Origin of the sequence: Exiguobacterium sp. s122, from assembly GCF_018618475.1 — a bacterium.
Taxonomy (GTDB): Bacteria; Bacillota; Bacilli; order Exiguobacteriales; family Exiguobacteriaceae; genus Exiguobacterium; species Exiguobacterium himgiriensis.
In genome coordinates, this window is record NZ_JACSMD010000001.1 from 331,278 (window position 1) to 357,353 (window position 26,076).

25 protein-coding genes are annotated in these 26,076 nt (G+C 53.3%); 15 read left to right on the forward strand and 10 right to left on the reverse strand.

The window, feature by feature from the left end; all coding sequences use genetic code 11:
* Positions 1-7 precede the first annotated feature (7 nt).
* From KNP92_RS01775 to KNP92_RS01815, 10 genes are all read left to right on the forward strand, one after another.
* Entirely contained in the window at positions 8-1,531 is a 1,524-nt protein-coding gene (locus KNP92_RS01775; RefSeq protein ID WP_214836075.1) for an alpha-N-arabinofuranosidase, read from the forward strand.
* Between the two features lie 88 nt (positions 1,532-1,619).
* Positions 1,620-1,772 (forward strand): DUF6171 family protein, encoded by a 153-nt coding sequence (locus KNP92_RS15905; RefSeq protein ID WP_483297944.1) that lies wholly within the window; start codon positions 1,620-1,622, stop codon positions 1,770-1,772.
* Between the two features lie 16 nt (positions 1,773-1,788).
* Positions 1,789-2,793: an aldose epimerase family protein gene (locus KNP92_RS01780; RefSeq protein WP_214836078.1), complete on the forward strand. Its 1,005-nt coding sequence runs from the start codon at positions 1,789-1,791 to the stop codon at positions 2,791-2,793.
* Positions 2,790-3,959 (forward strand): sn-glycerol-1-phosphate dehydrogenase, encoded by a 1,170-nt coding sequence (locus tag KNP92_RS01785; protein ID WP_214836081.1) that lies wholly within the window; start codon positions 2,790-2,792, stop codon positions 3,957-3,959. The genes KNP92_RS01780 and KNP92_RS01785 overlap by 4 nt, the downstream gene beginning before the upstream one ends.
* On the forward strand, positions 3,956-4,903 hold the full coding sequence (locus KNP92_RS01790; protein ID WP_214836084.1) for a glycoside hydrolase family 43 protein: 948 nt from the start codon (positions 3,956-3,958) through the stop codon (positions 4,901-4,903). Before KNP92_RS01785 ends, KNP92_RS01790 begins: the two co-directional genes overlap by 4 nt.
* Positions 4,900-5,844 carry a glycoside hydrolase family 43 protein gene (locus KNP92_RS01795; protein WP_214836088.1) on the forward strand — a complete coding sequence of 315 codons (945 nt, stop codon included), beginning with the start codon at positions 4,900-4,902 and terminating at the stop codon, positions 5,842-5,844. The genes KNP92_RS01790 and KNP92_RS01795 overlap by 4 nt, the downstream gene beginning before the upstream one ends.
* Before the next feature lie 208 nt (positions 5,845-6,052).
* Positions 6,053-7,069, forward strand: coding sequence for an iron-siderophore ABC transporter substrate-binding protein (locus KNP92_RS01800; RefSeq protein WP_214836091.1), 1,017 nt, complete (start codon positions 6,053-6,055; stop codon positions 7,067-7,069).
* A 4-nt stretch (positions 7,070-7,073) separates the two neighbouring features.
* Positions 7,074-8,093 (forward strand): FecCD family ABC transporter permease, encoded by a 1,020-nt coding sequence (locus KNP92_RS01805; RefSeq protein WP_214836094.1) that lies wholly within the window; start codon positions 7,074-7,076, stop codon positions 8,091-8,093.
* Positions 8,090-9,121: a FecCD family ABC transporter permease gene (locus KNP92_RS01810; RefSeq protein WP_214836097.1), complete on the forward strand. Its 1,032-nt coding sequence runs from the start codon at positions 8,090-8,092 to the stop codon at positions 9,119-9,121. Before KNP92_RS01805 ends, KNP92_RS01810 begins: the two co-directional genes overlap by 4 nt.
* A 163-nt stretch (positions 9,122-9,284) precedes the next feature.
* The gene (locus KNP92_RS01815; RefSeq protein WP_024370776.1) at positions 9,285-9,683 is read left to right on the forward strand and encodes a cytidine deaminase; all 399 of its coding nucleotides are present in this window, start codon (positions 9,285-9,287) and stop codon (positions 9,681-9,683) included.
* 34 nt (positions 9,684-9,717) lie between these two features.
* Here the strand turns inward: KNP92_RS01815 and KNP92_RS01820 are convergent, their stop codons facing one another.
* From KNP92_RS01820 to KNP92_RS01830, 3 genes are all read right to left on the reverse strand, one after another.
* On the reverse strand, positions 9,718-10,434 hold the full coding sequence (locus tag KNP92_RS01820) for a polysaccharide deacetylase family protein (protein ID WP_214836100.1): 717 nt from the start codon (positions 10,432-10,434) through the stop codon (positions 9,718-9,720).
* A gap of 101 nt (positions 10,435-10,535) precedes the next feature.
* Positions 10,536-11,033, reverse strand: coding sequence for a GNAT family N-acetyltransferase (locus KNP92_RS01825; protein WP_214836103.1), 498 nt, complete (start codon positions 11,031-11,033; stop codon positions 10,536-10,538).
* Between the two features lie 90 nt (positions 11,034-11,123).
* The gene (locus KNP92_RS01830) at positions 11,124-11,843 is read right to left on the reverse strand and encodes a GntR family transcriptional regulator (protein ID WP_034809901.1); all 720 of its coding nucleotides are present in this window, start codon (positions 11,841-11,843) and stop codon (positions 11,124-11,126) included.
* A 145-nt stretch (positions 11,844-11,988) separates the two neighbouring features.
* Here KNP92_RS01830 and KNP92_RS01835 point away from each other — a divergent pair, with 145 nt between their 5' ends.
* The gene (locus tag KNP92_RS01835) at positions 11,989-13,338 is read left to right on the forward strand and encodes a 6-phospho-alpha-glucosidase (protein WP_211780521.1); all 1,350 of its coding nucleotides are present in this window, start codon (positions 11,989-11,991) and stop codon (positions 13,336-13,338) included.
* Between the two features lie 72 nt (positions 13,339-13,410).
* Entirely contained in the window at positions 13,411-14,964 is a 1,554-nt protein-coding gene (locus KNP92_RS01840; protein ID WP_214836106.1) for a PTS transporter subunit EIIC, read from the forward strand.
* A 47-nt stretch (positions 14,965-15,011) separates the two neighbouring features.
* Here KNP92_RS01840 and KNP92_RS01845 read toward each other — a convergent pair whose 3' ends face one another.
* Entirely contained in the window at positions 15,012-15,218 is a 207-nt protein-coding gene (locus KNP92_RS01845; RefSeq protein WP_214836120.1) for a hypothetical protein, read from the reverse strand.
* A gap of 243 nt (positions 15,219-15,461) precedes the next feature.
* Here KNP92_RS01845 and KNP92_RS01850 point away from each other — a divergent pair, with 243 nt between their 5' ends.
* Entirely contained in the window at positions 15,462-15,692 is a 231-nt protein-coding gene (locus tag KNP92_RS01850; protein WP_214836125.1) for a type II toxin-antitoxin system Phd/YefM family antitoxin, read from the forward strand.
* Positions 15,693-15,728: 36 nt separating this feature from the next.
* On the opposite strand, the gene KNP92_RS01855 is transcribed toward KNP92_RS01850, so the two are convergent.
* Positions 15,729-16,619, reverse strand: a complete 891-nt coding sequence (locus tag KNP92_RS01855; RefSeq protein ID WP_214836128.1) for a helix-turn-helix transcriptional regulator — start codon at positions 16,617-16,619, stop codon at positions 15,729-15,731.
* Between the two features lie 75 nt (positions 16,620-16,694).
* Here KNP92_RS01855 and KNP92_RS01860 point away from each other — a divergent pair, with 75 nt between their 5' ends.
* Positions 16,695-17,213 carry a dihydrofolate reductase family protein gene (locus KNP92_RS01860; protein ID WP_214836131.1) on the forward strand — a complete coding sequence of 173 codons (519 nt, stop codon included), beginning with the start codon at positions 16,695-16,697 and terminating at the stop codon, positions 17,211-17,213.
* Positions 17,214-17,249: 36 nt separating this feature from the next.
* Here KNP92_RS01860 and gntK read toward each other — a convergent pair whose 3' ends face one another.
* From gntK to KNP92_RS01880, 4 genes are all read right to left on the reverse strand, one after another.
* On the reverse strand, positions 17,250-18,749 hold the full coding sequence (gene gntK, locus KNP92_RS01865; RefSeq protein ID WP_214836136.1) for a gluconokinase: 1,500 nt from the start codon (positions 18,747-18,749) through the stop codon (positions 17,250-17,252).
* 17 nt (positions 18,750-18,766) lie between these two features.
* Positions 18,767-20,110: a GntT/GntP/DsdX family permease gene (locus KNP92_RS01870; protein WP_214836139.1), complete on the reverse strand. Its 1,344-nt coding sequence runs from the start codon at positions 20,108-20,110 to the stop codon at positions 18,767-18,769.
* An 84-nt stretch (positions 20,111-20,194) separates the two neighbouring features.
* On the reverse strand, positions 20,195-21,079 hold the full coding sequence (gnd, locus tag KNP92_RS01875; RefSeq protein ID WP_214836142.1) for a phosphogluconate dehydrogenase (NAD(+)-dependent, decarboxylating): 885 nt from the start codon (positions 21,077-21,079) through the stop codon (positions 20,195-20,197).
* 136 nt (positions 21,080-21,215) lie between these two features.
* The gene (locus tag KNP92_RS01880; protein ID WP_214836145.1) at positions 21,216-23,630 is read right to left on the reverse strand and encodes a bifunctional diguanylate cyclase/phosphodiesterase; all 2,415 of its coding nucleotides are present in this window, start codon (positions 23,628-23,630) and stop codon (positions 21,216-21,218) included.
* Between the two features lie 193 nt (positions 23,631-23,823).
* Between KNP92_RS01880 and KNP92_RS01885 the strand changes: the two genes are divergently transcribed.
* The gene (locus tag KNP92_RS01885; RefSeq protein WP_214836148.1) at positions 23,824-24,669 is read left to right on the forward strand and encodes a MurR/RpiR family transcriptional regulator; all 846 of its coding nucleotides are present in this window, start codon (positions 23,824-23,826) and stop codon (positions 24,667-24,669) included.
* A gap of 46 nt (positions 24,670-24,715) precedes the next feature.
* On the opposite strand, the gene KNP92_RS01890 is transcribed toward KNP92_RS01885, so the two are convergent.
* Positions 24,716-25,771, reverse strand: coding sequence for a YrzE family protein (locus tag KNP92_RS01890; RefSeq protein WP_251136359.1), 1,056 nt, complete (start codon positions 25,769-25,771; stop codon positions 24,716-24,718).
* Positions 25,772-26,076 lie beyond the last annotated feature (305 nt).

Sequence of the window (26,076 nt, forward strand, 5' to 3'; positions counted from 1 at the left end):
AGATACAATGAACAACCAATTGATTAAACCGTCACACGTGACGACCGGGACGACACAACTTATCGTCAATGCCGACTTGTCAAAAGGGACAATCAGCAAGCACATTTATGGTCACTTCGCCGAGCATTTAGGACGTTGTATTTATGAAGGGCTCTGGGTCGGTCCTGATTCACCGATTCCAAACACGGACGGCATTCGCAACGACGTGCTCGACGCTTTGAAGAAGTTGAATATTCCGGTCCTCCGTTGGCCAGGGGGCTGTTTTGCTGACGAATATCACTGGAAGGACGGAGTCGGTCCGAACGAGAACCGCAAACGGATGGTCAATACGCACTGGGGCGGAGTGGTCGAAAACAACTATTTCGGGACACACGAATTCATGCGTCTTTGTGAACTGCTCGAGTGTGAACCGTACATCTGCGGCAACGTCGGAAGCGGGACGGTGCAAGAGATGTCCGAATGGGTGGAATACATGACGTTCGGCGGCGAGTCACCGATGTCGAATTGGCGCCAAGAGAACGGTCGTACCGAGCCTTGGGAACTTACGTACTTCGGCGTCGGAAATGAGAACTGGGGTTGCGGCGGTAACATGCGCCCCGAATATTATGCGGACCTGTACCGTCGCTACCAGACTTACGTCCGTAACTACGACGGCAACAAACTGTATAAAATCGCCGGTGGGGCGAACATCGATGATTATAAATGGACAGAGGTTCTCATGCGGGAATCAGGATCGATGATGGACGGACTCAGCCTTCATTACTACACAATCCCAGGCGACTTCTGGTTAGGCAAAGGATCAGCCCTTGATTTCACGGAGGACGAATGGTTCATCACGTTGAAGCGTGCTCTTTATATGGACGAGCTAATCACGAAACACGGTCAAATCATGGACCAGTATGATCCGAAGAAGCGTGTCGGGTTAATCGTCGACGAGTGGGGCACATGGTTCGATGTGGAGCCGGGAACGAACCCAGGTTTCTTGTATCAACAAAACTCGATTCGCGATGCACTCGTAGCCGCGATTCATTTCAATATCTTCCATCAGCATAACGACCGCGTCCATATGGCGAACATTGCTCAAATGGTCAACGTGTTGCAAGCGATGATTTTGACAGAAGGAGACCAGTTTATTCTCACGCCGACATACCACGTATTCGAGATGTACAGCGTCCATCAAGACGCCGAGCGCGTCGAACTCGCTGCGCACACACGCAACTATGTGGCCAAAGATGAAACGATTCCAGCCGTGAGTGCCACAGCATCGCGTAATACGGAAGGTGTTCTTCATATCAGCTTGTGCCAACTCGACCATGAGCAAGGCGATACGGTCGAAATTGATTTACGAGGGGTCGGCGCCATCTCTGATGTGTCAGCACGTATGTTGACGGCGGAGCATTTGAACGCGCACAACACGTTCGAACAGCCCGATCTCGTCTCTCCGCGTGACCATGAAGTAACGGTCACAGAAGACGGCAAACTCGTCTTCGATATGCCTGCGATGAGTGTCATCACAATCGCGGTTCGCTAAAATGACGGTGTCGCAAACACGGCGGTGTCGGACATGTCCACCGCAGGAGTTAAGCTATGACTGGTTATTGAGCATCGATACGGAAGTAATGGAGCAGGTTACGGACTCCGAATATGAGGCACGACTCGCTCATTGTGCCGCTTGTCCGTCTTATCAACAAGACACTTGTTTAAAATGTGGGTGTTTCGTCTCCTATCGGGCGCGGCTCGCGACGAAGCATTGCCCAGTGAACGTTTGGTAAAAAAGGAGTAGATGTCATGAAGCGGCAAACAGAAACAGAGATCGAGGAGTCTACGATCACCCTTGAAAACGATTTGTATCGATTAAACATATTGACTTATGGAGCGACACTACAAGAATTTTCGGTTCAAGACGATGGCTGGAAAAATCTAATCTTGTCGTACGACACGACCGAGGCGTACATGCACGATACGTATTATTTAGGCGCGACGATTGGACGGGTCGCCGGACGAATCGACCAAAGTACGTTTGACATGGATGGCGTGACTCATCGCTTGCCTGCAAATGAAGGCGTCCATCACCTTCATGGCGGGGAGGGGCTACACCGTCGGATCTGGACGATCGAACAAAAGACGTCGGAACGAGTAACGCTTCATTACATCAGTCCGGACGGTGAGAACGGATATAGAGGGACACTAGATGTACGTGCTACGTTCGAACTAGTCGACCAAGGCGTCACAATCACATACGAAGCGACATCTGATGAGGACACAGTGTGCGATTTGACGAATCATACGTATTTCAACTTGAGTGGAGGCGAACGTGACATTTTGAATCATGAACTCACATTGTCTGCTGATCGCTTCGCTGAGTTGCGAGACGATTTGATTCCGACAGGCCGCTTGATTGAAGTGGATCAGACAGCGTTTGACTTCCGGTCAGGTCGCGTCTTAAGAGACGGTCTTGACTCCCTTCATCCACAAAATAAATTGGTCAATGGCTATGACCATCCCTTCGTTTTCACAAACCAACGGGAAGCAAAGCTGTATGACCGAGAGTCGCAGCGTGAGTTGACGATCTCGACGACGTCCCCCGCCATCGTCCTCTATTCAGGTAATCAGATGAATGAGACGACTGCATTGCGTGAAGGGACATCGAGACGTTACTACGGCGTTTGTCTAGAACCGCAACATCTCCCTGATGCGGTGCACCACGAAACATTCCCGTCGATTCGCTTGCAGGCCGGGGATACGTATCGTTGGCGCACGACGTACCACGTCGAGACAGGAGTGAGCCGATGAATCTCGAACAGATTAATGAACGCGTGCACGCATGTGATTGCGGGAACCCCCACCACATAATCACGATTGAGCGCATCGTCGCGTCCGAACATGTCTGGCACGAATTGGCTACGTTCGTCTATGAAAAATCGTGGAGTCGCCTACTCGTCATCGCCGATTCGAATACCGAGCACGTCGGGTTTCTTCCGCTACGAGAAGCCTTGACGGGGATCGGGATCGATGTGTCGCTCGTCTCGCTTCAAGCCGATGACCAAGGAGACGTATTGGCGGAGGAACGCGCAATCGTGCAAGTGTTGCTTCATCAAGAAAGCACGGTCGATGCACTCATTGCGCTAGGAGCCGGCACGATTCATGACGTCACTCGTTTCTGTGCGGCAAAAACAAAAGTGCCGTTTATCTCGGTGCCGACCGCGCCGTCAGTGGACGGGTTCACGTCCAAAGGGGCACCACTGATTGTGAGAGGCAAAAAAATCACGTATCAGCTCGTTTCCCCGATGGCCGTATTCGTCCCGAGTCAGGTGATTCGAAAGGCGCCGGACGCATTAATTGCGGCCGGTGTCGGCGATATGCTCGGAAAATATACGTCCTTGTTGGACTGGCAGTTCGGTGCGTATGACGGCGGTGAACCGTTTTGTCCGGTCGCCGCATCGCTGACGGAACAGGCGCTACAATCGTGTGTCGACGCCTTGCCTGACATCTATAAACGAGACGCGGACGGGCTGGATCAACTGATGGAGTCGTTATTGTTATCCGGAGTCGCGATGCTCATTTTTGGTCATTCGCATCCAGCTTCCGGAGGCGAACATCACTTGTCCCACTATTGGGAGATGGATTTCATCGCCAACCATCGTCCGGCCGTCCTGCATGGGACGAAAGTTGCCATCGCTACAATGGAGCTCATCGATTCATATAAAACGACCATACTCAACGGGCCCGAGATGCCGGACACGCTACAGGCGTGGGCCGAGCAGATGCCGAGGCGTCAAGAACTCGAGTCTATCTTCCGCACGTTACGGGCACCGCTGCGACCAGAAGAAATCGGGATCTCTTCCCTCTTGTTAGCAAGTAGCAAGAGAGAGGCATACCGTTTGAGAGAACGCCATACATTGTTGAAACATATGAGCTTGAACCGAACAGAAACTGAGGTAGGGGAGCGTTTTTTATGAAAGAGACGATCACGAATCCGTTAGTGGAACAACGGGCGGACCCATGGATTATGCGCCATACAGACGGCTATTATTATTTCACGGCCTCGTTGCCAGACTTCACCGGCATCCCGCTCCGGCGGGCGAAAACAATTGCCGCCTTGACTGAGGCCGAAGAACGGGTCGTCTGGACTAAGCGCCAGACGGGCATCATGAGCGCGAACATTTGGGCTCCAGAATTACATTACATCCAAGGGAAGTGGTACCTCTATTTTGCGGCCGCACGAGAAGATCACGTCTTCGATCACCGGATGTATGTGCTCGAGAACAGCGCGGCAAATCCACTAGAAGGCGAATGGATTGAAAAAGGACAGGTCCGGACTTGGTGCGAATCGTTCGCGCTTGATGCGACCACGTTCGAGCACGAAGGGCGTCTCTATTACGTGTGGGCCCAAAAAGACCCGGCCATTGCTGGAAACTCGAACATATACATCTCAGAAATGGAAAATCCGTGGACGCTCACGGGGCCCCAAACGATGATCGCGACACCAGAGTATGATTGGGAGAAGATCGGTTTCCTCGTGAACGAAGGACCGGCCGTCTTGAAACGGAATGGTCACATCTACATCACGTTCTCGGCAAGTGCGACGGACCATCACTACTGCATGGGCCTCCTGCACGCTGAGGAGACGAGCGATCTATTGGACGCGGCGAGTTGGACGAAACATCCCGAACCAGTCTTCGAAACGGATGAAGCGGCAAGCCAGTTTGGGCCGGGCCATAATAGTTTTACGACGTTAGAAGATGGGACGGACGTGTTAATCTATCATGCCCGCAACTATAAAGAGATTGTAGGGGACCCGCTCTGGGACCCGAACCGACATACACGTGTCCAATCGTTCATGTGGAACGAAAACGGGCCTGTATTCGGCCGACCAATACGTGACGAGGAGGCTGTACGATGAACCGAGTAGAAGATCGTCATTTAATATTAGAACAGCGTGCCGACCCGTGGGTGTACTTGCATACAGACGGCTATTACTATTTTACGGCGTCGGTGCCCGAGTATGACTTGATTGAGTTACGCCGAGCCAAGACGCTCCAAGCACTGCGGACGGCCGAGCCGGTTACCGCATGGGTGAAGCATGAAACAGGTCCAATGAGCGACTTGATTTGGGCGCCCGAACTGCACTACATTCACGGCAAGTGGTATCTCTATTTTGCTGCTGCGAAGTCGCGGGAAATCGTCAACGGTTTGTTTGACCACCGTATGTTCGTGTTAGAGAACGAGTCGACAAATCCGCTTGATGGAGAGTGGGTCGAAAAAGGACAAATTCAGACTGAATGGGACTCGTTCGCACTCGACGCGACCGTGTTTGAGCATCGTGAGAGCCATTATTTAGTGTGGGCCCAAAAAGATCCCGCCATCGATGGGAACTCAAATTTATACATCGCCGAACTCGAAAATCCATGGACGATCAAATTACCGCAAGTCATGCTGACGAAGCCTGAGTTTGATTGGGAGACTCGCGGTTTTCTCGTCAACGAGGGAGCGGCCGTCTTAAAACGAAACGGGCGAATCTTCATTACGTACTCTGCGAGTGCGACCGATGAGAACTATTGTATGGGCATGTTGTGCACCTCAGATGACGCGGATGTATTAAATCCGGCATCTTGGTCAAAATCGTTCCGGCCGGTATTCCAGACGAATGCCGAAGTGAGTCAATTCGGCCCAGGCCACAACAGTTTTACCGTGAATGAGCAGGGGGAAGATGTCATCGTCTATCATGCCCGGACGTATACAGAAATCGAAGGGGATCCACTCTACGACCCAAATCGTCATACACGGGCGCAAACGTTCATGTGGAACGAAAAAGGATATCCGGAGTTTGGAAAGCCACTTTAAAAAAAGAACGCTCACCACGCGTGGGCGTTTATTTTGTTATTCGGACATCAGTCAAGTCTCATCGTGCTCTTAAGGTAGAATTTAATTTCGCATTGACAACGGTTACGTATCATCCTATACTCATAAATGATAATGATTATCAGTGTCGGTGATAACGCGTCGGCATACTAGAGAAAAAGGGGATTAAAACGTGAAAAAGCATAAGAAGATGTTACATATGTTCTTGTTCGTCTCGGTGTTCATGCTCGTGCTCGCCGGTTGCGGCTCGAACACAGAAGAACCTGCGACAACAGATGAAAATTCAGAGTCAGCAGAAGGTTACCCAATCACGATCAAGCACGCGCTTGGTGAGACGGTTATTGAAGAGAAGCCAGAACGCGTCGCAACGGTCGGTTGGTCGAACCAAGACGTCGCCCTCGCGTTAGGCGTCGTCCCGGTCGGGTTCTCGGCTGCCAACTACGGTGTTCAAGATGGTAGCGGCGTGTTGCCATGGACAGCAGAAAAGTTAAAAGAACTCGGTGAAGAAAATCCGAACGTCTACCAGGACACGGATGGTCTCGACTTCGAAGCGATCGCCGACTCAGAGCCGGACGTCATCTTGGCGGCCTACTCAGGAATCACGCAAGAAGACTATGACACATTGACACAAATCGCACCGGTCGTCGCGTACCAAGAAACGCCTTGGGTTTCTTCATGGCAAGACACGGTCCTTTACAACGCGAAGGCAATGGGCATGGAAGCAGAAGGCAAGCAATTGATTGCCGACACAGAACAGCTCATCGCGGATAAAGCGGCGGAAGTACCGGACATGGCAGGCAAGAAAGGGGCGTTCGTCGCCTTGAGCCCTGGTGATTTGTCGAAGTTCTACATCTACACGACAGGTGACCCACGTGGTGCCTTCATCGAAGAACTCGGCATGGAGTACCCGCAAAACATTAAAGACCAACTCGAAGAAGGTAGCTTCTACCTTGAGCTCAGCTCAGAGAACGCCGACATCTTGAACGACCTTGACCTCTTCGTCGTCTATGGGAACGAAGAGACGCTCAAAGAACTTCAAGCGGACCCGCTCTACAGCAAAGTACCGGCCATCGAACGCGGGTCGGTCGTCTTGATCGAAGACAACACGCCGCTTGCGGCAGCCGGCACACCGTCACCACTCTCAATCGAATACACGATCGATGAGTACGTGAAACTTGTCTCGGAAGCACTCGAGAAAGTCGAGTGAACAAATGAATAAGCTGAAGAAGTTGCAAACGCCGAAACGGTTTCCTCTCATCTTGATGGGGGCGCTCGTCTTGCTCGTCGTCTGCATGCTCGCTTCACTTGCTTTCGGCTCACGGACAGTCGGATGGAATGAACTGCTTGACGGTTTGTTCCGTCCGGCTGTTCAGTCGTATGAAGCGGACATCATCCGACAGCGGATTGTGCGGACAATCTTTAGTCTCATGTGTGGTGCAGCGCTCGGCGTCTCAGGCGCTTTGATGCAGTCGGTCACACGAAATCCGATCGCTGATCCGAGTATTCTTGGGGTTAATACAGGGGCGGCGTTGTTCGTCGTCGTCGGAATCGCGTTTTTTAATATTTCATCGTCGTCGGACTACATTTGGTTCGCGCTCGTTGGGGCGCTCTTGACGGCCATCTTCGTATTCGGCATCGGGTCACTCGGTCGGGGTGGGGCGACACCGCTCAAACTCGTCCTTGCCGGGGCGGCGACGAGTGCGGCTTTGTCGTCGCTCGTCATGGCCATCATGATTCCGCGTTCGAACGTCATGGACCAGTTCCGTTTCTGGCAAGTCGGCAGCGTCGGCGCCGGCAATATGGATTCGATTATGACGTTCTTGCCGTTCTTTCTCGTTGGACTTGTCATCGCCATTTTTGCGGCACCATCGTTGAATATTTTAGGGCTTGGGGAAGAACTCGCCAAAGGACTCGGGGTTCGCATCGGCACGCTTAAACTGATCGCCTCGTTCGCCGGTGTGATTTTATGTGGGGCGGCGACGGCACTCGCAGGACCGATCGGTTTCATCGGGCTGCTCGCGCCACACTTGATTCGCTTGACGATTGGTCCAGACGAACGGCTCGTCATCCCGATGTCAGCGCTCGCCGGGGCAATCCTGCTCACATTCGCGGACGTGACGGGACGGCTACTCGGTAGCCCGGGCGAACTTGAAGTCGGGATCGTCACGGCCTTTATCGGGGCGCCGATTTTAATCGCGTTGACGATGAAAGTGAAGGTGCGTGACCTATGATGACAAAACCATATCAACCGATGATTCAAAATAGCAGACGGCGTCGGCAACGAACCGTCGTTGTGACGCTCGTTCTTAGTGTCCTCGCGCTCGCTTTAAGCGTGACGATGCTCATGCTCGGTAACACGATTTATCCGGTCGGGGATGTCGTTCGCGTCTTGTTCGGCGCGGACGTGCCAGGGGCATCGTTTGCCGTCAACACGATTCGCCTGCCGCGCATGCTTGCCGGTGTGTTCGCTGGGATCGCGTTCGGCGTCGCCGGGACCGTGTTCCAGACGATGCTACGTAACCCACTCGCCAACCCGAACGTCATCGGGATCACAACCGGTTCGAGCGCGGCGGCGGTGTTCGGCATCGTCGTCTTGCAGGCGAGCGATACGTTCGTCTCCATCATCTCGATTATCGGTGGACTGTTGACCGTCCTCGCCATCTACTTCTTGTCGAAAGGCGCTGCTTTCTCAATCGGCCGGCTCGTTTTGGTCGGAATCGGGATTCAAGCGATGCTCACGGCCGTCATCAACTATTTGCTCCTCATCAGTCGTCAAAACGACGTCGGGACGGCGATGCGTTGGTTGAGCGGAAGTTTGAACGGCGCCAAGATGGAGTCGCTGCCGCCGCTCATGATTACGGTCGCGCTCTGTCTGCCCGTCGTCATTTGGCTCAGTCGTCAGCTCCAGATTTTAGAGCTCGGGGAGATGACGGCAACGTCACTCGGTGTCCGGACGAACCAGACGCGGGTGCTCCTCATTATCGCCTCGGTGCTCATGCTCGCGCTCGCGACAGCGACGACCGGGCCGATTGCCTTCATCGCCTTTCTCGCGGGACCGATTGCGAAGCGGCTCGTCGGGGACGGGCGCTCGACGATTATTCCGGCGGGTCTTGTCGGTGTCGTCTTGGTGCTTGCCGCCGATCTGATCGGCCAGTTCGCCTTCACGGCCCGCTACCCTGTCGGGGTCATCACCGGCATGGTCGGGGCACCGTATTTGATTTTCCTCTTGATTCGGATGAACAAAAAAGGGGAGTTATAAGCTGAGAGTCATATCTAAAGATGTGACTCTTTTTTATGTGAAAGCGCCATCAAAAAGTCGTTGACTTTGCTTCGCTCGGGGTGTATGCTAAAAATCCTGCCCAAAAAAAGAGAGGCCGGGAACTGGCATCAGTTCATTTCGAGTCAGAGAGGACCATGATCCCATGAACCAACAACAATTAGTCGAACGCGCCCGCCAAGTGAAAGAGAACGCCTACTCCCCGTATTCGAACTTCCGTGTCGGAGCGGCACTCCTCATGAAAGACGGAACGGTCATCAACGGTGTCAACGTGGAAAACGTCTCGTTCGGTGCGACGAACTGTGCCGAGCGTACGGCGATTTATACAGCCATCGCGCAAGGTTATAAAAAAGGTGACTTCGAAGCCGTAGCGGTGTCCGGTGACACGGTCGACTTCTTGCCGCCATGCAGTATCTGCCGCCAAGTACTCGTCGAGTTCGGCGACCCGGACTTCAAAGTGTTGATGACGAACGGCGAAGCTGAGATTAAAGAAGTGACGCTCGACGAACTCGTCCCGTTCGCGTTCACAGAGCTTGAGATGTAAGTAAAAACGCTGAGTCGCGCGACTCAGCGTTTTCTTATTCATTTGGTTCCCACGGATTGAAAAAGTTGTAGGGGGGATGCACCCCATCTAACGTCCGGAACTCATAGTCACGTTCTTTCGCATAACGGATAATCGTGTCGAGCGCTTTTGGTGTCATTGAATGATCGTGCGCCAAGATGATGGAGGCGATATTCATCTCGTAATTCGCCTCGAGCCGGTTGAACACCCGTTGCTCGATCGGTGCGTTGTTTTTCTTATAGATGTGATCGAGACTGCCGACGTTCCAGTCCCAAATCTCGAAACCGGCCTCGTCCATCGCTTGCCAGTGCGCAGGTGTCATGCCTGCGTCACTACCGTAAATCGTGCGGGCCATATTCGTATGGATGCCGGTCACGTCGTAAATGAGTGCTTGCACTTCCTGCATCTGGCGCACGGCCGTCATCGGCGACGCATAAAACTCCTCACGCACGTGGGTCATCCCATGCAAGGCGATGAGATGGCCTTCGGCGACAATGCGGTGGAGCAGATGCTCATTCCCCTTGATGTTCTTCCCGAGGATAAAGAACGTCGCCTTCACTTGATGTTTCTTCAAGACGTCGAGCAATGCTGCCGTCTTCCGATTTGGTCCGTCATCGAGTGTCAAATAGATGAGGCTCCGGTCGTTATAAGCTTTCGGTTTTGGAATCGCCGCCTGTGTTAGGGAGCTGATTAACAAAAAGATGGATATGAGCAATAAGACGCGTTTCTTCATCCGAACAAAACTCCCTCGAGCCAAAAGTCAGGTGACGTGGTATCGGTGTGAAGGATAGATTACCACATCTCCGATGAAAGGATGAAGAGAAACATGAATCATCAAGGTATGTCATGTCGTGGTCCTTTATATCGGCTCACGTCGAATTGATAAATCCGTTCTTTATCCTCTGTCGTCAAGTAGACGAAGTTCAGCTTTTTCAAGAGTGCGATCGACGCCTCGTTTGTCGGAAGACAACCGGCTTTAATCGTCTCAACTCCTTGGTCGGACAAGTGACGAATCAGTCCTGATACGACCTCGGACGCGTAGCCTTGGCGTGCGCGGCGGGGTGAAATCGTATAGCCGATCCAGTACGTCGTCCTGTCTTGTTGCACATACAAATCACCAATTAATTCATTCGTCTCCTGGTCGATGATGGCGAGTTGCATGCCTTGCGTGATGGCTTGTTCGCCGAGTAAAGCGCGTTCATATGCTTCGTAAGTCAATCCTTTGAACGATTGGTGCTGCATCCATTCCAAGTCGTTCCGATATGCCATGAACGGTTCGATGTCCTGTTGCGCGAACGGTCGGATGAGGCAGCGGGTCGTCGTGAATGTCATGATGAACCCCCTCCTGATTTTCTTTATAATGAGTGAATTGTCATGGACGGCAAAAGGACCTGTGAATGAAACGATTCACGGGTCCTTCTTTTAATGTCTCCGTCCGGCGCGGATGATGAAGCGGTATTCCTCGCTCTTGAAATACGTCTCGGTGAACTCGAAACGGCTGCCGTCCATAAGGAACGAGTAGAGCTGGACTTTGAGCACGGGTGTCCGTTCGCTCACCCCGAGCATCTCGGCGATATCTTTTGATGGGAGCACCGGGATGAATTCTTGGACGCTGTCCGCGATTTTGAGTCCTTTCACGTCTTCGATATAAGCGTACTTCGACTGCGTCATCACTTCATACGTCAAGTCGGGGAAGAGTTTGAGCGGAAGGTACGTGTCCTCGACGATGAGCGGCTCGCCGTCGGCGAACCGTTGCCGTCGCACGTAAAAGACGAGGTCACCTTCTTCGAGTTCGAGTGCTTCCCGGACTTTCTCACTCGGTGGCTGCAAGGTGAACGTGAGCACTTTGTTCGTCACATCTTTCCCTTCACGCCTCATATCTTCGGTAAAACTTTTCAGCTCATACATATTGTGCTCGATCTTTTCGGACTGGACGTACGTGCCGCTCCCTTGGCGCTTCCACAATAGTCCTTCCTCTTGGAGAAGTTTGACCGCCTGACGGACGGTGACCCGGCTGACGCCGAACTCTTCGACGAGCTGTGCCTCGGTCGGGATTGCCTCGCCGGGCGCCCACGTGCCGGACTCGATGAACGCACGCATTCGTTGCGCGACTTGCTGATAAAGCGGTGACTTTGCTTTCATGGTGGATCCTCCGATGCGACTTGGATTCATACGTTCAGTATACACGAAATAAAACTTTTTCAAAATTAGTGTTGACGATTAAGATAATATGTATTAAATTTGTATTGTAATCAATGAGATATGTATTTGAAAGGGGAACGCACACATGAAACAAGGACAACGCCTCGTCGTCGTCGGTGGCGGCAGCACGTACACGATCGGTATGATCATGAGTTTGATTGAAGAGAAGGCTCACTTCCCACTACGTTCAATCACGTTTTACGATACGGACGGTGACCGCCAAGAGCGCGTCGCCAAAGCGACTGAGGTCATCTTGCGTGAGCATTATCCAGAGCTCGAGCTGTTCGAATATACGACGGACAAAGAGTACGCCTTCCGCGATAAAGATTTCTTCTTCGTCCAAATTCGGACGGGCGGTTTGGAAATGCGCGAAAAAGATGAGCAGATCCCGCTCCGTCACGGCGTGGTTGGACAAGAGACGTGTGGACCGGGCGGGATGTCGTATGGGATGCGCTCGATCGGGGACATGATTGATCTCGTCGCCGACATCCGTCAAGGTTCACCGGACGGTTGGATTTTGAACTATACGAACCCGGCCGCCATCGTCGCCGAGGCGTTGAAGCGTGCCTACCCGAACGATAAAAAGATTTTGAACATCTGTGACATGCCAGCCGCGATCATGGTCAGTTACGCGAAGATTCTCGGCAAAGAGATTTGGGACCTCGTGCCAGAGTACTTCGGACTCAACCACTTCGGTTGGTTTACAGGCATTTATGACAAAGAAGGCAATGAGCTGACAGAAGACATCAAGCGCGCCATCTTGGAGGACGGGTTCATCCCGGAAGACTCGGAGATCGCCAACGATCCGTCTTGGATCAAGACGTTCAAACAAGTCGAGAAGATGCTCACCGACTTCCCGGAATACTTGCCGAACACGTATCTCCAGTACTACTTGTATCCGTCGGACATGGCGGAGAAGGAAGACGTGGAAAACACGCGGGCCCGTCAAGTCATCAACGGCCGCCAACAGCGCGTCTTCTCGATGTGCGATCAAATCATCGCCGACGACTCGCTCGAGAACGCGCATCTTGAAGTCGATATTCACGGCTGCTACATGATCCGCGTCGCGGCGTCCCTTGCCTACAACAACGGCGACATCTTCATCGTCATGGTGAAGAACGACGGCATCATCGCCAACTTGCCGGACGATGCGATGGTCGAAGTGCCGGCGATGCTGACGAACCGAGGGCCAAAGCCGTTCGCGGTCGGGCACATCCCACGCTTCTATAAAGGGATGATTGAAGGACAACTCGCTTACGAACAGCTCGTCGTCGATGCCTACTTCGAGAACAGCTATGAGAAAGCGCTCCAAGCACTGACGCTCAACCGGACCGTCGTCGACGCGCCGGTCGCCCGTCAAATCCTTGACGATTTGATCCACGAGAACGAGAACTATTGGCCGGCCCTCAAACAACGGGAGACGGTCGCACGCTAAAGACGAAGGGGATATCTTCCCCTTTGTTCATTTTTTTGAATTGATAACGCTTACACATAAGGAGTGAATCAGATGAGTCAATGGTTCGGTGTGTTTCAAAAGTTCGGGAAGGCGCTTATGGTGCCGGTGGCGCTCTTACCGGCGGCCGGGATTTTGCTCGGTCTCGGGGCGGCGCTGACCGGTCCGCTCGCCGAGAGTTGGACGTTTCTACAAAACGGGACGATCGAGGCAATCAGTGCCGGGATGCTACAAATCGGGTTAAGCATCTTCGCCAACTTGCCAATCATCTTCGCACTCGGCGTCGCGGTCGGTCTGTCCGGTGGATCAGGGATTGCGGCACTCGCCGCCCTCGTCGGCTACGTCATTATGAACACGACAATCTCGATCGCGCTCGGAATCACGCCAGCGATGGCGGCCGAGAGCGGAGAGTACGGCATGTTGCTCGGCATCCCGTCACTTGAGACGGGCGTTCTCGGCGGGATCGCGGTCGGCTTGCTCGCCGTCTGGGTGTACAAGAAGTTCCATACGTTCAATCCGCCCGAGATGCTCGGATTCTTCGCCGGAGATCGCTCGGTCGGGATCGTCATGGTCTTCTTCTCGATCATACTCGGCTTTGTCATGATGCTCGTCTGGCCACCGATTCAGTCTGGGCTCACGGCGATGGCGAACGTCATCGCGAGCGACGCGACGAATCCGGCCTACGTCGGTCTATACGGGATGCTCGAACGGCTGTTGATTCCGACCGGACTGCATCACATTTGGTATGCCCCGTTCTTATGGACATCACTCGGGGGTACGGCGACAGTCGGCGGCTCAATCGTGAGCGGGGATCAATATATCTTCCTCGCCCAAATCGCCGAAGGTGTCGACGTCACGGCCGGTCGTTTCATGGCCGGGAAATTCCCAATCGTCATGTTCGGCCTCCTCGGTGCGGCGTTCGCCATGTACCGTCAGGCAGACCCGGACAAGCGCCCGGTCGTCCGTGGTCTGTTGCTTGCTGCGGGAGGGACGGCGTTCTTGACCGGGATCACGGAACCGATTGAGTTCACGTTCTTATTCATCGCACCACTCCTTTACGTCGTACACAGCGTGTTGACGGGAGTGTCGTTCGCACTCATGTACGCACTAGACGCCCATATCGGTTGGGCCGGCGGTTCGGGATTGATTGACTACGTCTTGGTGAACGTGTTGCCAGGGACGCCACGTTGGTGGATGAACCTCGTCGTCGGGGCAGGTTTCTTCCTCGTCTATTACGGCATCTTCACGTTCGCGATTAAAAAATGGAACTTGGCGACGCCAGGCCGGGGTGGACAAGAGACGAAACTGTTCACTCGGAAAGACTACAATGACAAGAAAGCAGTAAAGACGTCGATTCAGACGACGGCGCTCGCCATCCAAGAGGCGCTCGGCGGCCGGGAGAACATCGTCGACATCGACGCGTGCTTCACTCGGCTTCGCGTCGAATTGAAAGACGTGTCAAAAATCGATGAGGACGAGTTGAAGGCGCTCGGCGCGGCCGGGGTCATTAAGGTGAAAAACAATATTCAAGCCATCTTTGGGGGACGCTCGGACTTGTACAAGAATGAGTTGCTGAAAATGCATAAAGAGATGGATCAAGCGAATTGAACAAAGAACCTAACCGGGCCCCGGTTAGGTTCTTTGTGTGAAGTGGGTTAATCCGAAACGGAAGGGGTACGGCAAAATTGGATGACGTTGATGAGTGTCGATGCGACGAGACCGATGACGAGCGGTACCGTGATGACACCGATGCCTTGTTCGGTGACGATCATATTGCCTTTCTCATAATAGCCTTTCAAGTAGAATAGGCCTGAACCGATCGTCTCGTTCAGTTCGAACGTCGAGACGTTAAGGTACACCATGATGGCGCAGAGTCAGATGACGCTGATGGAGACGAATAGTGTGGAGAATGATAGTTTGTTCATCATAATAGCGCTCCTATACTGTTAGACTGAGTAACTCTATATTACCATTAAATTACAGTAAGTGTGTGAGCCAATGGATTCATCGTTTGTGAAATAGTAGTTACTATTTTAAATATGACTTGTCCTGATTCGGGTATAATATAATATAGATAAAAATTCACTCAAATAGGAGAGATGAATATGACCGCTATCTCTTTTGAAAAAGCTCGAAACAACTTGAAGCAAGTCCTTAATCAAGTTCACGAAAATAGTGAAACAATGACCATCGTCCGAAAAAATGGTCGCAATGCCGTCATCATGCCCGAGCAAGAATACAATCAATTGATGGAGGCGATGTATCTGTTGCAGAGCCCTAAAAATGCCGAGCGGCTTCTTCAGTCCATTCGTCAGCTTCAACAAAAATCAATCTGAAATGGACTCATACCGGGAAAGGTGTGAGTCCATTTTTTAACCATACATATCCCATAACTTGTGTGCCTGCTCCCGCATCATCTCCCGCAGTTCAATCGGCTCGACGACCTCGACTTCCGCTCCGGCGGCGAGTAATTGTCGGGACAAGAACGGAAGCTCGGCTTCTGGCACGTCCCACTCATTCTTCCTATCGATATCGGGTAATACGTCTTCAAGTAGACGGCGGCCGAGCGGCGTGAGCTCGAGTCGAACGGTCACCCCGATTCGTTCGTCACTTGTCTTGAGGAGCGTCGCCAAATCGTCCGCTTCGAATGTCTCATCGAGTAGACGCATCGCTTCAATCCGGTCAATCCGATATTGACGCAGTCCATAATCAGAGAGGCCATACACATACCACTTTAAATCGAGGAGCGCCATCCCGCACGGGGCGATCGTGAACGTACGTGATCCTTTCGTTGTTGCGTACGTCAGCTCGATTTTTTGTCTCTGTTCGACCGCCAGAAACACGTCTTTCGTGAACGGGGCGGGTGGTGCGGTCTTGTTCCCGAGCCAAAGAATGTTCTTCTCGAGCCGAGCAATTTTCGTCTCAAGATCGTGCGGCAATTCGTTCACGTACCAGTCGGACAACGAGTCGCGTAACTCCCCGAACGGCACGTCCGGAATCTGTTCCATCCATTTGAGCGTCAGGTAGAGTGCGACCGCTTCTTGCTCCCGAAGTTGGAGCGGCGGGAGCAATCGGTTCGGCAACATCTCATAACCGCCACCCGTGCCGGGGACGCTCCAAATCGGATAGCCGAGTTCTTCAAGCGTCAGCATGTCACGTTGAATCGTCCGGACCGAGGCGCCGGTCTCTTGGGCGAGTTCGTCCGCCGTGAACCGACGGCCCCGATTCAACAGTCGAATCAACTGCAAATGTCGTTTTTTCATTTAATCCATTCCCGTCAAGTTTTGTCGTGTTTATTGATTAAGCTAAATGTATCACGAATTAAGGAGGAATAAATCATGGGAAATGTCGTCTTATATATCGCGACAAGTTTAGATGGAAAGATCGCCCGAACGAACGACCAACTCGATTGGTTGTTTGCGGTCGAGGGGGAGGGAGACAACGGCTACGCCGACTTTTTCAAGACGGTCGGCGCTGTCATCATGGGACGGAAAACGTATGAGGAGGTGCTGGTGCTCGAGCCGAACGGCTATCCGTACAAGGACATCCCGAACTATATTTTGACGCGGAACCCGGACCGGGAAGCCGAACACGTCACGTTCACCGACGAGCCGATCGACCAGCTCATCGAACGGTTGAAGCAAGACGTCGATGGAGACATTTGGATCGTCGGAGGAGGTGAAATCATCAAGGAAGCGATGGCGCACGACTTGATTGACAGCTATGAGATTGCCATCGCCCCGGTCGTGCTAGGGGAAGGCATCCCACTCTTCCCAGAAGGCACGAAAGAGACGAAGTTGAGACTGACGAGCCAACGGGCGTCGGGACAGTTCGTCATGGTGACGTATGAGAAGTGAACGAAAGACCAAGTTCATCGCGAACTTGGTCTTCTCTCATACATGCTTCCGTTGAAAATCCGAAATGGCTTCGTATTCTTCCGCCAAGTGACGCGACAAGCGGATGTAAATCGGCAACAGCTCTCGGTAAACGGTCGTCGCTTCCATGTTTGGCGCATGCTCATGCGTCACTTGTGGCACGGCCGTGAAGTCATCCACGTCGCCGAACGCATACTCGCCGAGCATGACCGCGCCTAAGCACGAACTCTCGTGGCTTTCCGGCACGACGACCGGCGTATCGAAGATGTCGGCCATCATCTGGCGCCATAGGCTCGACTGGGCAAATCCACCTGTCGCATGAATCCGGTTCGGCGCACCCGTCAATTCATCGAGTGCCAGCATGACCGTATACAAGTTGAAGATGACGCCTTCGAGCACCGCGCGGATGAAGTGCTCGCGCTTATGATGGATACTCAAACCGAAGAACGAACCGCGTGCGTTCGAGTCCCAAAGCGGGGCCCGTTCACCCATCAAGTACGGGTGGAACAACAGCCCGTCCGCCCCCGGTTTCACCGTCTCGGCAATCCGCGTCAACACATCATACGCGTCCATCCCGAGCCGCTTCGCCGTCTCGACCTCGCTCGCCGCGAACTCGTCACGGAGCCAACGCAGGATGATGCCGCCGTTATTGACCGGTCCGCCGATGACCCAATGCTTGTCCGTCAACGCGTAACAGAAAATGCGACCTTTCGGGTCCTCGACTGGCTCCCGGACGACCGTGCGGATGGCGCCGCTCGTCCCGATTGTGACGGCGACGACCCCTTGCTCGAACGCCCCGACGCCGAGGTTTGAGAGCACCCCATCGCTCGCCCCGATGACGAGCGGGAAGTCCCAGCCGAGCGTTTCGGTGACGTCCGGTGTGAGTGTCAGAATCTCTGTCGTCGGCACGAGTTCAGACAGTTGACTCGGCGTCACACCGGCAATGTCGAGTGCTTCCGCTTCCCAGTCGCACGTCTTCAAGTTGAACAGCCCTGTCGCCGAGGCGATGGAGTGGTCGATGACGAAACGACCGGTCAAGCGATAAAAGACGTACTCTTTAATCGAGACGAATTTGGCTGCCTGATGGAACACATTCGGCTGCTCATGCTTTAACCAACGCAGTTTCGACAGAGGTGCCATCGGGTGGACCGGCGTACCGGTCCGCATATGAATCGCGCTCGCATCAAAATCGCGTTTGATTTCTTGCGTATACGGGTTCGCCCGACTGTCGGCCCACGTGATGCTCCTTGTGAGTGGACGGCCCGATGCGTCGAGCGCGATTAAGCTATGCATCGCCGAACTGAACGACGCGAAGCGGACGGGTCCGTCGGCATGTGCCCGAACGGCCGAAATGGCTTCAAGGACGGCCCCATAGATAACGACCGGGTCTTGTTCGGCCGTCTCTGTATCTGGGGTGAGGAGCGGGTACAGCACGTTATGGACCGCGAGTTGTTGCTGATTATGGAACAGGACGGCCTTCGTACTCGTCGTCCCGATATCGACGCCAATGGTGTACATACACATCACTTCCTAACTTAAAGAATGAATAGGCTAATCAAGAAGACGACCGCAAAGCCCGTCAAACCGATAATCGTTTCCATCACGGTCCACGATTTGAGCGTGTCTTTCACGTCGAGACCGAAGTAACGGTTGACGAGCCAGAAGCCCGAGTCGTTCACGTGCGAGAGCACGGTCGCACCAGAGGCAATTGCGATGACGATGAGGCCGAGCGCGGCCCCCGTGATATTTTGAAGTTCGAGGAGCGGCGTGATGAGTCCTGCCGCCGTGACCATCGAGACGGTGGCCGATCCTTGGGCGACACGGACGACCGTCGCGATCAAGAAGGCGAGGACGATCGCCGGCAGCGGTGACCCGGCCATCATCTCACCGAGCACGTCACCGACGCCTGAATCGATCAACACTTGCTTGAACACGCCACCGGCACCGGTGACGAGGATGATAATCCCGGCCGGTTCGAGCGCTTTCGTCGCGATCTCCTGCACTTCGTCACGCGAATAGCCGCGACGTGTGCCGAGGAAGATGAAGGTGAGGAGCGTCGCGATCGTCAAGGCGACGAACGGGTGACCCATGAACGTGAGGAACGTCCGGACGGCGTTGCCTTCTTCAAGTAGGACGGCAGATAACGTGTTCGCAAGAATCAAGACGAGCGGAATCGAGATGAGCGAGAGAATCATCTTGAAGCTCGGTAGCTCTTTCGACGTGTCGACTTCCTCGAACTCCATATAGTCTGGGATGTTGACGTGAATCTTCTTGGCGATATACTTCCCGAAAACCGGTCCCGCTAAAATCATCGACGGGATACCCGCTAAAATCCCGAACAAGATGACCCAGCCGAGCTCGGCGCCAATCAAGTTGGCGACAGCGATCGGACCTGGTGTCGGCGGGATGAAGCTGTGTGTGACAGCGAGACCCGCGAGGAGCGGGATACCGTAATAAAGGAGCGATCGGCCCGTCTTTTTGGCGAGGCCATAAACGATTGGAACGAGAATGATGAATCCGACGTCAAAGAAGACGGGGACGGCGACGATGAAGCCTGTGATGCCGAGCGCCCATTGCGCCTTGTCTTCTCCGAACTTCCCGACGAGCGTCTGCGCGAGCCGTTCGGCACCACCCGATACTTCGAGCATCTTCCCGAACATGGCCCCGAGACCGACGACGACGGCGACGAAGCCGAGTGTCCCGCCCATCCCGTTTTGGACGGACGCGATGACGTCACCGAGCGGCATGCCGGCGGCGACCCCGACGAGTAGACTGACGAGTAAGAGCGAGACGAACGCGTGGAGCTTCGTTCGCATGACTAAGAATAAGAGCGTGAAGATACCGGCGACGGCAATCAAAATAAGTGTAGAGCCAGACATAAGGTGTTCCCCCTTTAATGAAATATGTAACCGTTTACAGTTTTTAACAAAGGAAAAGGCCATCCCCCTGACCTTTTCCTAACATTATTTTTTCACGACGGCATGGCCGCCGAACTCGTTTCGAAGCGCCGCGACGACTTTCCCTGTGAACGTGTCGTCCTCGAGCGAGCGATAGCGCATCATGAGCGAGAGGGCAATGACCGGTGCGGCCGCTTGCAAATCAAGCGCCGTCTCGACCGTCCATTTTCCTTCGCCGGACGAATGCATGACCCCTTTAATCTCGTCGAGCTTCGCATCTTTTCGGAACGCGTTCTCCGTCAGCTCCATGAGCCAAGACCGGACGACCGATCCGTGGTTCCAGACGCGGGCGACTTGCTCGTAGTCGTAATCGAACGGGCTTTTCTCTAAGATATCGAACCCTTCGGCGATCGCCTGCATCATGCCGTACTCGATGCCGTTATGAATCATCTTCAAGAAGTGACCGCTCCCGGCTGGCCCCGTATACAAGTAGCCGTTCTCGATCGACAAGTCTTTGAAGAGCGGCTCGATGGTTGGCCAGGCGTCGGCGTCACCGCCGACCATCGTACAAGCCCCGTGTCGCGCTCCTTCTGTGCCGCCGCTCGTCCCGCAGTCGAAGAACGAGATGCCTTTCTTGCCGAACTGCTCGGCCCGTGCGACCGACAGCTTATAATTCGAGTTACCGCCGTCGATGACGATGTCTCCCGGCGACAGCCGTTCGTAAAGTTCCACTATGACGGCCTCGGTGATGTCCCCGGCTGGTACCATCGTCCAGATGACGCGTGGCGTCTCAAGCGCATCGACGACGTCTTCTAAGGTCGAGACGATCTCGAACGCATCGGTCGCATCGACAGTACCTGCGTCCGTCCCGACGACACGATGGTCGTGGTCGCTCAAGTTCAATGCCAAGTTGTATCCCATCTTGCCCAATCCAATTAAACCGATTTCCATATCGTCACCTCTAAAATCGAATTTTATTTCATCTCTGTCTCATCATATCAAAAATAATTCGAAAAACAACATCAGAAATGAAATTTATTTCGATTTACAACAAGAAGGCTCACCTGAGATTCAGGTGAGCCTTTTGTCAGACACTTTTTTTGTATTGATAAAGGAACGTGCCGAGCTCGTCGGCGGGCATCGGTTTGTTATAGTAGTAGCCCTGTGCCTGATTACATGCTTCGGCTTTTAAAAAGTCGGCTTGCTCTTTCGTCTCCACACCTTCAGCGATGACGTTTAAACCGAGTTCATGCGCCATTCGAATGATGGTCTTGACGAGGGCGGCGTCTTTCACGTCGCTTTCGATGTTTTTCGTAAAGTGCTGGTCGATTTTCAGCGTATCGATCGGGAAACGTTTCAAATAGCTGAGCGACGAGTAGCCGGTGCCGAAGTCATCGATCGAGAGATGGATTCCGAGCGCGACGAGCGCGTCCATCGTCTCGATGGCGCTTTGGGCGCTTTGGATGACCGTCTCGGTCAACTCGAGTTCTAGATAATTAGGGGCAAGACCGGACGTTTCGAGTGCCCGGGCGACGACGTCTGGCAAATCTTTTTGAGCGAACTGCAGGGCCGAAATGTTGACGGCGACGCGGAACGGTTCAACACCTGCGTCTTGCCATGCCTTGTTTTGACGGCACGCTTCGTTCAAAACGAATTCACCGAGTCGGTGGATACTACCGGTTTCTTCTGCGACGGGAATGAACTCACCCGGTGAAATCGTACCAAGTTCCGGATGTGCCCAACGTACGAGCGCTTCGACGCCAATCAATTCCTCGGTCGCAAGATTGACTTGCGGTTGATAGTGGACGGTGAACTCGCCTCGGTTGATGCCTTTTCGGAGCGCCATCGCGAGGCGCGACTTCCGGGCGATGAGTTCGTTCATTTCTTCCGTGAAGAACTGGAAACCGTTCTTCCCGTCTTCTTTCGCCCGATACATGGCGATATCGGCATTCTTCAACAAGTCGTCGGCGGTACGCCCGTCAGATGGATAGATGCTGATTCCGACGGACATACTCGTGAATACGTCCTCACCTTCAAGTGTGAACGGCTGGTTGAGCGCGTTCGTGATGTGCTGGGCGCGATGGGCGGCGAGGTTGCTCCCGGTATTCGGGGACAAGATGATAAATTCGTCCCCACCAAGCCGTGCGAGCGTGTCGGTCTTATTGATCGTCGTCAACAGGCGGTCTGTCACTTGACGCAAGAACACGTCACCGAGGGAGTGACCGAAACGGTCGTTGATGACCTTAAAGTTGTCGAGGTCGATATAAAAGAGCGAGAACGTCACCGTCTCCTCATGTGATAACAGCGCGTCGAGGCGATCGTTGAACAATCGACGGTTCGGGAGGCCGGTGAGTGGGTCCAAGTAGACGAGGTCGTTGATTCGGGACTCGACTCGTTTCCGTTCACTGATATCACGAATGATACTGCTGAAAAAGAGTCCTCTTTCCGTCTCCCACGTACCGAGCGACATTTCGAGAGGGAACTCCGAACCATCTTTTCGTAAGCCGACGAGTTCGATTGTCCGGCCGATGACGTTCGCCTCGCGGGTCGCGTGATACCGTTTCATTCCGGCCTCGTGCGCGTCACGGAAGCGCTCCGGGATAATCAAGGTGATGGACGATCCGATCACGTCTTGGGCGAGGTGGCCGAATAAATTTTCCGCCCCGTGGTTCCACTCGACGATCTTCCGGTCCGCATCGGCGACGATGATGGCATCGTTCGCCGATTCGATGACCGATTGGAACTTCGTCTCCGATTCTTTTGACTGTTGTTCAAGCTGCTTCTCGTTTCGGACCGAGATGAGCATTAATAAGAAGAGCGTCATGACACTCCCGCCGATCCAATAGGCGAGGAGGGCGCTGTCCATCGAGAACCCAGGTTCCGAGGTCGACTCGAGCGGGGTGAACTCGGCAGCGGACATGCCGACGTAATGCATGCCGGACACGGCGAGGCCAATCAAGACGGCGCTCGTCAGTTTTCGCCAATGGAAACGCGAGACATCAGGGAGCGAGAGCAAGAGATACAAGCCGACGAGGGAGGCGACAAACGCAATGACGGCTGATAAGCCCCACATGATGGGGTCATACGTGATGACAGCGTCCATCTGCATCGCTTCCATCCCGACGTAATGCATCGAGACGATACCGATACTGATGAAGACGGCGCTGATGACGAGGTCACGCAGGCGGGCCGTTTGTTGGCTGATGACGTAGAACGCGAATCCGGACGAGAGGATAGCCGGAATGATGGAGGCGATGACGATTCCGAGGTGGTACGTCACGGCCGTGTCGAGATGAAACGCCAGCATCCCGATGAAATGCATCGCCCATATCCCGAGACCGAGGCTGACGGCTCCGGCACTGATCCAACGAATGCGTGAGACATGTGTGGCATATTTTAATCGGCTACTGATATCGAGTGCGACGGTAGCGGAGAAAATAGCGACCGCAATCGACAAGAGCACGAGGGGAAGACTATATGTACTGTGTAGGTGGTGTTCCATAAAAACCAACCCTTTCTATCCATAAAAATTCAAAAAGTGCTTCCCTAGCGTAGCATAATCGTCTTGACGTTAAAGGAACATTTTAGAAGGAAGGTCAATTCTTTAGCACACTGAAGGATGGCTTGAAATTGGCACATCCATTGCGGAATTTTTTTCGACACGGTATCGTTAAATCAGAAAGGGGAGACGACTTATGGAGACCACGAACGGCCTCGCCCGTATTCGCGGTGCGTACTCGACTTTGGGGAAGAAAGAACAGCGCATCGCCGACTACATCTTGAAACATCCGGAGACGGTCATCCACCACACGATCAACCAACTCGCCGACGACTTGGACGTCGCCGAGTCGACCGTCTTCCGGTTTTGCCAACGAATCGGCTTCAAAGGCTATCAGGCGCTAAAAATCGCCCTCGCTGCTGACGTCGTCGCGCCGATGCAAGACATCCATGAGGATATCGCACCAGACGACACGCCACTTGAGATCGCCGAGAAGATCTTCACGACGAACGTGCGGACGATCGAGGCGACCCGACAAATCCTTGACGAGGAATCGCTCGAGCGTGCCGTCGACTTGTTGCTTTCGGGCCGACGGATTGAGTTTTTCGGCAGTGGGGGTTCTGCCGTCATCGCGCTCGACGCCTATCATAAGTTCGTTCGGAGCGGTCTCTTTGTTACGGCAAACCTCGAGGCGCATATGCAACTCATGTCGGCGTCTCAGCTTACAAAAGACGACGTCGCCGTCATCATCTCACACTCCGGCGCTTCAAAAGAGACGCTCGACGTTGCGAAGGTGTTGAGTGGGAACGTACCGGTTATTGCCATTACGAACTACGCCAAATCACCACTCTCGAAGCTTGCTGATGTATCGCTTTACACGGTATCTCAAGAGACGGAGTTTCGGTCCGAAGCGCTCGCCTCGAGGATTGCCGAGCTAAGCCTGATCGATGCGCTTTACACGATTGTCATGATCCGTCGTGGGGAAGCCGGGCATGAGGCGCTCCAAAAGATGCGTGAAGCGATTTCGCTCAGACGGATGTAACGAAAAAAACTGTCCCGCTCATCATGAGTGGGACAGTTTTTTTTGATTAACGGTTAACCGTGTCGTCACGGCGAGCCGTGCTCGAGCCGACAATGCCGGCAATCGATGTCAAAATCATCGTCAAGATAAGGGCGACAAAGCTCCAAATCGATACTTTCGAAGCCGTTTCTGTCGCTTGTTCAGTCTGAACGCGCAATTCTTCAATTTGTGTTTCTAACTGTTGTGATGTTTCTTGAAGTGTCTGTTGCGCATTTTGGATTTGTTCACTTGCTTGCGTCGTCGCTTGATTCAAGCTGTCGACGATATTCTGAGTCGCTTCTTCTGCCTCGGCTGGCGTCAAATCTGTGTTTTGCGCGACAGCGTCGGCAATCTCCTGCTCGTCGACCGATTGTTCAATCGTCTCGGCGCGCTCAGTCAACCGATCACCAAGGTCAGCCACGATTTGATCAAAGTTTTCCGGGTTCGTTAATACTTGTTTTCCTGCTTCAGTGGCGTCTTGGCGAGCTGCGTCGAGCTGGCCTTGCAGGTATTCCGGTTGCAATTCTTCGATATCGGTATCGCGCAGAATTTCTTCTACGTTGCCTTGAAGTTCCTCCGTGTTGACGTCTGATACATTGTCAGAGATAGCCGTGAAGCCACTCGTGACCGCATCCGATGCACCGCTTGCGACCGTGCTGATGCCGCTACCGGCTGCGCTACCGACTGTCCCGAGTACCGACCCGACCGTTTGGAACGTGTTAATCGTCGTGAACGTGAGGAGTGAGAATAAAAGAATGACGCTTGTCGCCCATGTCAAGAACCCGTGAATGAGTCCGGTCCGTGCCGACGTCACACCGGATACGAAACCAGCTGCGAATAAGGAAAGAATGAGCGTGAGGATTCCCCAAATGATTAACCCGGTGCCGACCCCATCAAACGGATTATCTGATGTGACATCCGTTACCCCGAATCCGATTGCAGAACCGATGAAGCTAAACGTTAAAAGAAGAGCGAAAAACGTGACGACCCCTGCGATGATGGATCCCCAAGAGACGTTTCTTCCTGCTGCGTCCGCCTCTGGACGCAAGTACTGACTGAACCGTGTGTTTCTTCTGTTTGCCATAATGTTCGTTGTCTCCATTCTCAAAAAAATGTATGACCGCCTCGGCCATGGACAGAATTTATCCACGTAAAAAAACTACAAACCTGTCAAACTGTTTCGAGAAATTTTATTTCACTTCCTAGAACGAAGAAATGGAAAGTGTTGTTTCTATAGATAAAGAAACGCTGTCATATCAACATTTTTGAAAGTTCGAATCCCAACTATCACAACGAGAAAATAATTTATACATCGAAATGTTTTAAGTTCGCATGAACGGGAATCACTCCAACTACCGATTGGTAAAATGCGACGATAAATCAAATACG